The sequence below is a fragment of the Neobacillus soli NBRC 102451 genome (assembly GCF_001591665.1).
Classification (GTDB): Bacteria; Bacillota; Bacilli; order Bacillales; family Cytobacillaceae; genus Neobacillus; species Neobacillus soli.
The window spans coordinates 40,403-50,508 of sequence record NZ_BCVI01000065.1 but is presented as its reverse complement, the minus strand read 5'-3'; the positions used below and the strand labels follow the sequence as shown (position 1 = coordinate 50,508).

The window sequence follows — 10,106 nt, the reverse complement described above, 5'->3', positions numbered from 1 at the left end:
TTTGCGTTAGTTAAACAAACTTAAGGCAGCAATCATAATCATATTCTTGATCTTCCACTAGTTGGATGGTGCCTGGCACCCGCTTTTCTGCTAGTAACCCTTTTGTAGGCAATGTGACTGATTATGAACTTGTTTAATATAGAATGGGCCGGATTAGTGATGAAGCCGGCTTTTTCAACTTTCTAGCTTTTAAAATCCAAGAAACATCGAGGTAGACGAGTTCTACTTCTACTTTTCCCTTTCAAATTGATTACCCCACTGTTACCGGGTCTGCTGCTTACTACCCTGGTACAGAAGCGCAGACAAATTTCATCTCATTTCCCCATAATAAATGATCATTCAAACGTTTGATTAAAAATGCCCTTAACCTTGATATATAAACCTTTGTTACCCCTTGCCTTTAAAAATAAGGACGAATGGTGGTTATCTGCGAAGTTATTTGCGTAAACCACCCTTTTGCTTACGACGATGGGCACTAATAACCTTTCTGAGTGCCCGTAGGCATCCATTTTCACCCTTCATGGGCACTGAAAACCTCTCTGAGTGCCCGTGGGCATCCACTTTCACCCTCCATGGGCACTGAAAACCTCTCTGAGTGCCAGTGGGCATCCATTTTCACCCTCCATGGGCACTGAAAACCTCTCTGAGTGCCAGTGGGCATCCATTTTCATCCTCCAAGGGCACTGAAAACCTGCTGATTTTATTATTTTCAGTGCGCTCCTTACGACGGCGTAGGTTGGTTTTCCTGTTTTCTGGGGATTTTTTTCGAAAGATAAAAGCAGCAGTACGGAACCCGTTAGCAATATATATCTTCTCCGCTTTTCTCTCACGCTTTATCGCTTTAAATTTTTATTAGCGCGGGGGTCTGACCTCAAAACTGGTTATATTAGAGGAATCATTGCCTTGATTATAGAAATGGAAACGTAAGGTATTGAACTATCGATGCAGGATAGTACAAATAGAGTGCTACTCAAAAAGCAAAGAAAGACTCGACAACTATTATTCATTTTTTGAGTATTGAGTGTTTCTTTACCTTAAATATTTTTAATGATTTCAGTAGGTCATAAAAGTTAATTAGATGAATATATAAAGTTAAAACGAATGATCCTCGTCTGACTTTAATATTAGAATTAATAAAACTGCTTATTTTTCAGCTGTAGTTTAATTTATTCTCCTTTTTTTGGGGGAAGAGAGCATTGACTAGTTCTAACTATTAAGGAGGTAATTCAGGTGAGAGCAGCTGTTTATAGTACCTATGGTCCCCCTGAAGTTATGGGTATAAAGGATGTCGAACAGCCATCCATCAAGGATCAAGATAGAGTGTTGATTAGTGTGCACAGTGCATCTATCAATGCTTTAGACTATTTGTACCGAAAGGGTTATTTTCCTACAAGGTTAGATAATGGACTAACAAAACCCAAAAATTCCATACTGGGCATAGATGTTGCGGGTACTATTGAGGCTGTCGGTAAAAATGTATGCAAATTTAAGGTGGGTGATCACGTATTCGGGAGTTGCTTTGGATCCCATTCTGAATATGTTTCTCCACGTGAGAATTTCCTATGTCATATGCCGAAAAACATAACTTTCGAAGAAGCAGCTGCTATACCGTGTGCTGCTCAAACTGCCCTACAAGCATTGAGAGACGTAGCACAGGTAAAGCAAGGACAAAAAGTCTTAATATATGGAGCATCTGGGGGTGTAGGACACTTTGCCTTACAACTTGCCAATTACTTTGGGGCTGAGGTAACTGCTGTTTGTAGTACCTCCAATCTTGATTGGGTTAAGGAACTTGGGGCACATTATGTTCTTGATTATACCAAGGAAGATTTTACGGATAATAGAAATAAGTATGATGTTATTCTGGATGCAGTTGGCAAGCGAACCTTTTTCAGTTGTTTACCCTCTTTAACCGAGAAAGGGGTTTACATTACGGAACACCTATTTTCCCCTAAATACCACCCGTTTCAATTGATGATAGGTTCATTTATAGGTCGCAAAAAAGCAAAGATCCATCTTACAAAACCAAATGATAGGGACTTGGGTTTCTTAAGTGGTCTTGTGGAGGAAGAAAAATTAAGACCTGTTATTGAGAAGTGTTTTCCTTTGGAACACATTGTAGAGGCACACCGGCACATTGAAAGTGGGCGTACAAAGGGGAAGATTGTTCTTAGAGTCAAATAGAGTAATTGTACATATTGGGGGCATTGATGGAGTGAATGCCCTCTTAAACAAACGGTGCAGGTTAGTGCAGAAGGCCGGATTCATCTCCTGAATCCGGTCTCTACTATTTAACCCATTTCCGCCGAATCTAAAAGATTCTGGCGCATTTGCTTTTTTTTAAAGACAATCTTTGCTAAGAAGATACTAATTTCAAATAAGAGTATCAGCGGTACGGCTACTGATAGATGCGACATGATTTCTGGGGGAGAAATCATCGATGCGATAATGACGAGTATGAAATAGGCATACTTGCGCAGTTTCACCACTTTATAGGGATTTAAGATGCCCAGGGTGGTTAAAAACATTAATACGAGCGGCATTTCAAAGGCGATGCCGAATGGCAGCGTCATGTTAATTAAGAAACCAACATATTTTTCTGCTGTAAACGAAGGGATCATGAGACCGTCGCCCATTTTCAGCAGAAACGTCATGATGTTTGGAAAGATAAAAAAGTATCCGAATGCAAGCCCCGCGAGAAAAAGAAAAAACATCGCTGGTATATAGGATAGTGCCGCCTTTCTTTCATACGCCTTCAAGGCAGGCTTTACAAATAACCAAATTTGCCACGATAATACAGGGATGGTTCCTGCCACGGCGATGATGGTGGCCAAGTGGAAAAAAATCCAGATGATATCACTGGGTCCCAATACCATGAGCTTATAGCCAAGGTTACCCATAAAAAAGTTATAGATATCTTTTGCAAAGAAAAGTCCAAGGGAAAGAAAGAGAATAAAAGCAACAGCGGTAATGATCAATCTTTTTCGTAATTCATCTAAATGATCCATTATTTGAAGCTCGTTATTTTTCATAGAGGCGCTCCTCAATTCTAGGATAGTATGTATTATATCATCCGAACGGTGCATCCTTCCACGCAAAATTTGTCGAATAATGAAACCATCGATGACCCACCTTACATGAATAGGAACAAGCTCCTCGTCCCACTTAGTTCGACAAGGAGCCTGTCCCTACATCCCGTTTGAACCTACATATTTGTTTACTATCCCCTCATTTTCAGAATCCTAGCAAGGAGACGGAACCGAGGGGGTGCTTAATTGATTTAACTCCTTTTTGTTAGATTTATCCCTATTATTATGAGAGATTATAGTTTCATTTAAGGTGGTTATAAATAATTTAATATTAAGAATATTGACAATAGTATCAAGTATATGTATATTATGGGTATGTACAATCCTACTATGATTAATAGCAAACATTAATTGAGGTGAAAGGATGAAGCTGCAGCTCTCCGTTAACCAATTAAAGCTTGAAATTATCAAAATCTACAACACGGTGAATCAAGAGCTTTTTGGAATCGGGATAAAATCACAGCGAATTGAAGTGATGGGGGACAAGGTATTTATCTATGCCCTCCATAAAAGGATCCCCGCTTTGAAAGTATTAGATGAAACACAGCGATTATTGACACGAGCAGTTGATTCCTCCATCATCGAAGCATACAAAGATATACTAGCTTCCAAGATTGAAGAAACGCTCTGCCTTCCGGTTCAAGTTATTTTTAAGGACTATGATCCACGTACAGAACAGGCGTTGACGGTCATTATCCTTAAAGAAACGATTGAATAAAGAGAACGATTAGCAGGTTTAAGGTCCACTATGTAGAGGCTTTCAAACCGCTTATCAAGAAACTAGCTAAAGCTTAACGGCTTTGGTGTGTTTTCTTGGTAAGCGGTTTTTATTTTTCACCAACTTTATAGGAGGAAAGAAAATGATAGATATTCAGAATGAGTTAACCATCCATGATGTCATGCAAGCCTTGAATGTCATTACCAAAGGCCGCATGATAATGGATTGGAATGAAATTTCCAAAGGCAGCAATCCTTTTGTGGTGACAAAGACGTCCAATATCCCTGGAAAAAGCGTGATTGAAATCCCAGGACTTGTGTTTGGCGATATGAATGCACCTGTAAAAAAAATCGGAGTAGCCATGACCATGACGGAATGCGGAATTGAATTAGCTTCCGGGATGGGGCTTGACCTCCTTGTGGTCCATCATCCGGTGGCGGATGCTGCCAATTCAGGCGGAGTCCCATTCGCACAGTACCTACCCCTTTACAATTTATCCGTCATTGAACTGCATGAAGCCTTTCATGGGCTTCATCCTGGATTAGCCTATTTGCATGGTCATCAGAAGCTCAAAACAGACACTAGTTTTGGAGGAATTCATGGGAATGTCTTGCACAAAGGACTCGCCATGGAGGAAATCCAAACGGCAGGGGATATTCTGAAGCGTCTCGATAGATACATCGGACGCCCGATTGAATCCGCTCTATTAAAATCCGAACAAGATATCCGGTCCACCAATTTTTTGGAAGAGGCAACATTGGCCAATCCAGCGGAGATTCTGAATGGAAATCAGGACACTCCAGTCAAGCATATCCTCCACTTTTTCCCGCATAGCGGGTTTACTGTCGAACATCTACACCAAGCTCTTGACCTGTATCCAGAGACCGATACGATTATCGCAAGCATCAGCCGAGTGCGGGAGAATCATCCGTTGGTCATGGAAGCGAAACGCCTGGGGCTAACCTTTATTATCGGAAATCCACACTCCGTGGAAATTTTAGAAAATGGCCTTCCCTTAGCCTATGCCCTGGAATATTTGCTGCCGGAGATCGAAATTTATGTCCTTCGAGAACGGGTTACCGCGATGCCGCTTGCACACGCAGGACATCCGGAGATTCAGAATTATGGAAAGGATATGGCGTTAAATTATTTGGTGTCAAAGGAACCAATTAAAATTTAAGGGGGAATTGAGTTATGTACAGTTTGAAAAAAATCTCAGGAGTAATGATGGCCTGTTTTACCGCACTTTCGTTGACGTTAACTGGTTGTAGTAATTCGGCACAAACCACGAGCACAAAGGACGGTGCTGTCCCCAAGCAGGAGGGGGAAAAGATGGTTGAGGTTCGATTTTCGGAAGTCATTCGTTCTATCTTTTATGCCCCTCATTATATTGCCATGGAAAAAGGATTTTTCCGGGAAGAGGGCATAAAAGTCGATATGATGACGGCCCAAGGCTCGGACAAAGGGGCAGCAGCATTACTGTCCGGAACAGCAGACATTTCTTTGGTAGGTCCAGAGTCGGCTGTCTTTATCTTTAATCAACACGGGAAAAAGTCCGTAAAGGTGTTTTATCAGCTTACGGCAACGGATGGCTCATTCTTAATGGCACGAAACCCCAAGGGCAAGTTTCAATGGAGCGACTTGAATGGCCAAGCCGTGGTGAGCTGGAGGCCGGGAAGTTCCCCGGAGATGGTGATGTCTCAATTACTTAAGAAAAATCAAGTCGGTAAGACTGACCTGATCACCAATCTTGCCTCCACTGCCATGGTTGGGGCATTCGAAAGCGGTAAAGGCGAATATATCCAGGTGTTTGAGCCTCTCGCTTCCATGCTGGAGCAATCAGGCAAGGCTAAACTAGTCGCATCCATGGGGGACGCCATCGGATCCTATCCGGAGACATCGTATGTAGCAACGGATGAATTTATCAAGAATAATCCTGAAATTATGCAAAAGTGGTCGAATGCGGTCTATAAGGCTATCCAATGGCTGAATGAACATTCAGCCGAGGAAGCAGCAGCCGTTCTAGAGCCTTATTTCCAAGGAACATCCAAAGAGTTAATCCAAAAATCAGTGGAACGATATGCCAATCAGAATTCGTGGGCTAAAAATCCCGTTTTAGACCAGGCACAATTGGATACCCTCCAGGACATTCTGGTTGATAGCGGAGTACTACCGTCCAATCAAAAGGTCAAGCATGAAGATATCGTTGAAACAACTTTTGCAGAGAAAGCAGTACAAGAAGGAAATTAAGGTGAAGGAGCTGAAAGTGATGACGCAGATTGAATTGCGTGATGTTTCCCTGCATTACTTTACGCCAAAAGAGGAAACAAAAGCTTTACAACATATCAACCTCTCTATACAAGAAGGAGAGTTCATCAGCATTGTCGGTCCTAGCGGGTGCGGAAAAAGCACCCTCCTTTCCCTCATCTCAGGGATGATTAAGCCGACTGAAGGAGATGTAAGACTCTTCGGAGAAAAAGTGAAGGAGCCTTCCAAGCGAATAGGATACATGCTGCAGCATGATCACTTATTTGAATGGAGAGATATTTTGAACAATGTCCTAGTCGGTGCGGAAATCCGCGGAATGGATCGACAAGAGGCTAAGGATCGGGCCCTACATCTCTTGCATCGCTATGGCTTGGGGGAATTTGTTCATCACAGTCCAAAACAGCTTTCTGGAGGAATGCGACAGCGAGTTGCCCTAATTCGAACCTTAGTCGTGAAGCCGGAGATCTTGTTGTTGGACGAACCTTTTTCTGCATTAGACTATCAAACTCGCCTGAATTTATCTGATGAAATTTCCTCCATCCTGCGCGAACAAGGGAAAACAGCAATCTTGGTCACCCATGACATCTCCGAGGCCATCTCGATGGCCGATCGAGTGATTGTGATGTCTCGAAGACCTAGTACTATTCAGTCCGATTATCGAATGGAATATTCTAACGGACGGCCTTCTCCTTTTTGTACGAGGGAGACCCCGGAATACCATACTTACTTTAATAAAATTTGGAGGGAGTTGGAAGAAAATGTCCGTACCTAACCCTAAGGTATTATCGACTTCAAGCAATCTCGCAACAGAATCTATTGCGACACGGGTACCAAACAGAAAATCACCCAGCGTTCGATACCAATCTTACTTACGCAAGCAGCGGCATCACTACCTATCAATCCGCTTGGTACAATGGCTAGTTCTTATCGTGTTTTTAGGTGTTTGGGAATTAGCGGCACATATGAATTGGATTGACACTATGTTGACAAGTAAACCTTCCCAAATTCTCGCTTCTTTTAAAGAATTATTAATTAAAGGTGATATTCTGCATCATACATGGGTTACCTCGAAGGAAACACTGTTAGGTTTTATCATATCCATGTTGATTGGCACACTTATCGCAATCCTGCTCTGGAGTTCCAGTTTTCTCTCCGCAGTGGTCGAGCCCTATATTGTCGTACTGAATGCCTTGCCGAAAGTGGCGCTTGGACCTATTTTCTACATCTGGCTTGGAGACCGGCTATCAATCTATGGAATGGCGATTGCTATCTCAATCATCGTCACCGTAATCATGGTCCAATCCGGCTTCCATGAGATCTCCAAAAGCAAAATGAAGCTGATGGAATCATTTGGCGCTACACGCTGGCAAATGATGAGAATGGTCCTTCTTCCAGCCAGCATCCCAAATTTTGTTGCGACCATGAAAGTGAATGTCGGGCTTACCCTTGTCGGAGTAATTATGGGTGAATTTCTCTCCTCCAAAGCGGGTTTAGGCTTCCTCATTACCTATGGGGGTCAAGTTTTCCAAATGAATCTAGTAATGACCAGCATTACCCTTTTGGCCGTCTTGTCAGTCCTGATGTACTGGTTAGTGAATATGGCCGGCAAGAAAATGCAGAAAATCTACCATTTTGATTAGAAATAGGGAGAGCAAGGCCACTATCTATAGGTAGTGGCTTTCTCCTTGTCCCAAGTGTCTCCATTTCATGGCTTTGGTTGATCCAAAGGATAACAATTACAGCCTACCAATATTCGACAAACTTCGGGGCGTGCCAGGCACCTCTTACTAGGATGGTGCCTGGCACCCGATTTTTTTCCTCCACAATAACCACAAACAAGAATTTTCATGATCACACCTCGCAATATGAGTTAATTTCTCGTTTACTTTTTGGCATTAAATTATTATCAGAATTAAACCTAACTCTTAATCATATATTAATAAGAGGTGATTAAAATGGATGAACATCTTCAACAATCATTTGATATCAGGACTTTGCAAATTGGTTCGATGGTCAATGGTGGAGTTTTGCAAATTGGTTCTGGGGCTGCTAAAACCCCACGAGTCACTCCTGTTGGATTTACTACAGTTGGAACTACATTAATTCCTCTAGGAGCTCCTCTAGAATTTGCTGTCCCATTATCAACAGCAGTACGTAAGAAATTATAAGATTTGACCCTACTTTAGTTGAATTACCTTCTTTAAGTAAAAGACCTCTCCTTATGTACGACTTCCTGTTGGAAGTCATTTTTTAATTGTTAAGCTTCCTTTAAAGGGAATACATCCCCTTCAAATAAATTGCAATTTTTATGGTACGAAAAGCGGAATATTCTCTCTGTAAACGGAAAAATTCTTTCATAACTTGTACTTTGAGGCGATAAAAATTGGTCTTATTGAACTTAATAGAAATCCCATTGGTTTGCTCGAGGTATTAGTTGAAATAGCTAAAAAAAAGTCCTAGTTGGAATAGTGTCTTATCGTGAGTCTAAAAGGATCAAGAAGTGAAAGGTGACAAATATGAATAAAAGAGAAACGAATTCCAACTATCGTGACCTTTAATTGAAGAAGGAAAAAGCGATCCTCCGATATTGAAGCGTCGAACTCGTTAGCTTAAGTAAATTTGTTCACAAAGTATGTGTTATTAATCATGTTTTCTGAGTCGATAATTAGAATATTTTACGAATTAATTTTTTCTCCAAACGGAATATCCGACCTTTTCAAAAGCATTCCTCATTGGTAAGTTGTTAATATCTGTATCAGAAAATATTCGCCACACACCAATAGATTTTAGAGTTTCAGTCGCTTCTTGTAGAAGGTCAATTATATATCCTTGACCTCTATGTTCAGGCAATACTCCAATGTAGTGGATTGTCCCTTCCACCAATCCATCTATTTCGCTACCTTTATAGACTACTGGTTGAGTAATTCCGACCACGGTCCCTTCCAAGTATGCTATCTTCCACCAATCCTTCTTATACACAAAGTGATTCTCATCCACTGACCAATATTCATCACTAATTCTTCAATGGTTGCTTGTTTATCAAGCAATCTTTGGTCCATAGAATCTAAAGATCCTATTATAATCTTTCCGATATTTCCTTTAAATTCTTCTTCTAAACCTTCAGTTACCTTCTTAAACTGTAATCTGCTTGTTGTATGTTTTATAGGTTCTTGTCCCTTTAAAAAATATGGGATTTTTTTATAATCTCTTTCCATTTAATCATCCTTTTCTATTAATAATGTTTTAGCTTGGTACATATAGTAATTCTTCTCTACTCCCTAGGAAAAAACCTCTATCAATGTGTACAGATTATTAATTATCCTGCCCGTTAGCACAATAAGAACAGCCGCCAAAATAGCAGCTGCTCTTGAACTCTTGCACCCGTTAGTTGAACAAGAAAAAGAACGGTTTTAATTTAAAAGACGTCATTCCGACGTGTCATTAGTTTGTTTGATTGTTACTTTGTTCGTCTTTAGATTTACTTCCACTTCTTTTACGATTTTCTCATTTTCAAAGACTTCAACCGTCGCCACATCTTCCATTATTACGTTTGTTTGACAGTATGCTTTTGGTAACTGGATATTTATTTCTTCGCAAGCAAGTTGTTCAGCTTTTATGACATTCGCCTTAAATTCTTTGGTCAATTTTTCGTTTATTGATTTTTGGCTATTTTTTTCTATTCTCTCTTTCCCACATCCACAAAGTAAGAGTGATATGGCGAGAAAGATTGTTACGTATTTCATCGAGATTACCATCCTTTATTTAATATTAATAGAGAAACCTCGTCTAATTTTATCCTGTTGGTTTGAATACTAGCATACTCAATCACTTATAACACCACAATTGGTATAATTTAATTAATTTTATCATCAAGGCTTATTCAACTAACCTGCCACGTTACTTCAAGAAGAAAAAAAGACCGCCGCAGCGATCCGATCTTAAGCTCTTGCACCCGTTTGTTTAAGTGCAAAGTTTCACAATCTCTAACTTTTTACTTACTATTAATTAGAAGACAAAAACTACGGACTACA

At 40.6% G+C, this 10,106-nt stretch carries 11 protein-coding genes; 7 read left to right on the top strand and 4 right to left on the bottom strand.

Translation table 11 applies throughout. The features are described from left to right. The first annotated feature begins 1,230 nt into the window (after positions 1-1,230). Positions 1,231-2,184, top strand: a complete 954-nt coding sequence (locus BSO02S_RS22200) for an NAD(P)-dependent alcohol dehydrogenase (RefSeq protein WP_066072836.1) — start codon at positions 1,231-1,233, stop codon at positions 2,182-2,184. 107 nt (positions 2,185-2,291) lie between these two features. Here the strand turns inward: BSO02S_RS22200 and tatC are convergent, their stop codons facing one another. After that, positions 2,292-3,032: a twin-arginine translocase subunit TatC gene (gene tatC, locus BSO02S_RS22195; RefSeq protein ID WP_066072835.1), complete on the bottom strand. Its 741-nt coding sequence runs from the start codon at positions 3,030-3,032 to the stop codon at positions 2,292-2,294. Positions 3,033-3,453: 421 nt separating this feature from the next. Between tatC and BSO02S_RS22190 the strand changes: the two genes are divergently transcribed. The 6 genes from BSO02S_RS22190 to BSO02S_RS22165 all read left to right on the top strand — a co-directional run bounded on the left by BSO02S_RS22190 (position 3,454) and on the right by BSO02S_RS22165 (position 8,243). Next, positions 3,454-3,807, top strand: coding sequence for a Na-translocating system protein MpsC family protein (locus tag BSO02S_RS22190; RefSeq protein WP_066072833.1), 354 nt, complete (start codon positions 3,454-3,456; stop codon positions 3,805-3,807). Positions 3,808-3,949: 142 nt separating this feature from the next. Then, positions 3,950-4,987, top strand: a complete 1,038-nt coding sequence (locus BSO02S_RS22185) for a Nif3-like dinuclear metal center hexameric protein (protein WP_066072831.1) — start codon at positions 3,950-3,952, stop codon at positions 4,985-4,987. A 14-nt stretch (positions 4,988-5,001) separates the two neighbouring features. Continuing rightward, positions 5,002-6,057 carry an ABC transporter substrate-binding protein gene (locus tag BSO02S_RS22180; protein ID WP_235846983.1) on the top strand — a complete coding sequence of 352 codons (1,056 nt, stop codon included), beginning with the start codon at positions 5,002-5,004 and terminating at the stop codon, positions 6,055-6,057. A gap of 19 nt (positions 6,058-6,076) precedes the next feature. Next, complete coding sequence (locus BSO02S_RS22175; protein ID WP_066072846.1) at positions 6,077-6,847, top strand: ABC transporter ATP-binding protein; 771 nt, start codon at positions 6,077-6,079, stop codon at positions 6,845-6,847. Further along, positions 6,834-7,715, top strand: a complete 882-nt coding sequence (locus BSO02S_RS22170) for an ABC transporter permease (protein WP_084375136.1) — start codon at positions 6,834-6,836, stop codon at positions 7,713-7,715. The genes BSO02S_RS22175 and BSO02S_RS22170 overlap by 14 nt, the downstream gene beginning before the upstream one ends. A 315-nt stretch (positions 7,716-8,030) precedes the next feature. After that, positions 8,031-8,243, top strand: coding sequence for a hypothetical protein (locus BSO02S_RS22165; protein WP_066072829.1), 213 nt, complete (start codon positions 8,031-8,033; stop codon positions 8,241-8,243). 514 nt (positions 8,244-8,757) lie between these two features. Here the strand turns inward: BSO02S_RS22165 and BSO02S_RS22160 are convergent. From BSO02S_RS22160 to BSO02S_RS22150, 3 genes are all read right to left on the bottom strand, one after another. Beyond that, positions 8,758-9,054 carry a GNAT family N-acetyltransferase gene (locus BSO02S_RS22160; RefSeq protein ID WP_169802786.1) on the bottom strand — a complete coding sequence of 99 codons (297 nt, stop codon included), beginning with the start codon at positions 9,052-9,054 and terminating at the stop codon, positions 8,758-8,760. Continuing rightward, positions 9,027-9,290: a hypothetical protein gene (locus BSO02S_RS22155; RefSeq protein ID WP_066072825.1), complete on the bottom strand. Its 264-nt coding sequence runs from the start codon at positions 9,288-9,290 to the stop codon at positions 9,027-9,029. The genes BSO02S_RS22160 and BSO02S_RS22155 overlap by 28 nt, the downstream gene beginning before the upstream one ends. A 210-nt stretch (positions 9,291-9,500) precedes the next feature. Beyond that, on the bottom strand, positions 9,501-9,818 hold the full coding sequence (locus tag BSO02S_RS22150) for a hypothetical protein (protein WP_066072823.1): 318 nt from the start codon (positions 9,816-9,818) through the stop codon (positions 9,501-9,503). Positions 9,819-10,106 lie beyond the last annotated feature (288 nt).

Coding starts and splice junctions, on each gene's coding strand:
- tatC (WP_066072835.1), bottom strand. CDS start 3,032: ATGAAAAATAACGAGCTTCAAATAATGGATCATTTAGATGAATTACGA.
- BSO02S_RS22190 (WP_066072833.1), top strand. CDS start 3,454: ATGAAGCTGCAGCTCTCCGTTAACCAATTAAAGCTTGAAATTATCAAA.
- BSO02S_RS22185 (WP_066072831.1), top strand. CDS start 3,950: ATGATAGATATTCAGAATGAGTTAACCATCCATGATGTCATGCAAGCC.
- BSO02S_RS22180 (WP_235846983.1), top strand. CDS start 5,002: ATGTACAGTTTGAAAAAAATCTCAGGAGTAATGATGGCCTGTTTTACC.
- BSO02S_RS22175 (WP_066072846.1), top strand. CDS start 6,077: ATGACGCAGATTGAATTGCGTGATGTTTCCCTGCATTACTTTACGCCA.
- BSO02S_RS22170 (WP_084375136.1), top strand. CDS start 6,834: ATGTCCGTACCTAACCCTAAGGTATTATCGACTTCAAGCAATCTCGCA.
- BSO02S_RS22165 (WP_066072829.1), top strand. CDS start 8,031: ATGGATGAACATCTTCAACAATCATTTGATATCAGGACTTTGCAAATT.
- BSO02S_RS22155 (WP_066072825.1), bottom strand. CDS start 9,290: ATGGAAAGAGATTATAAAAAAATCCCATATTTTTTAAAGGGACAAGAA.
- BSO02S_RS22150 (WP_066072823.1), bottom strand. CDS start 9,818: ATGAAATACGTAACAATCTTTCTCGCCATATCACTCTTACTTTGTGGA.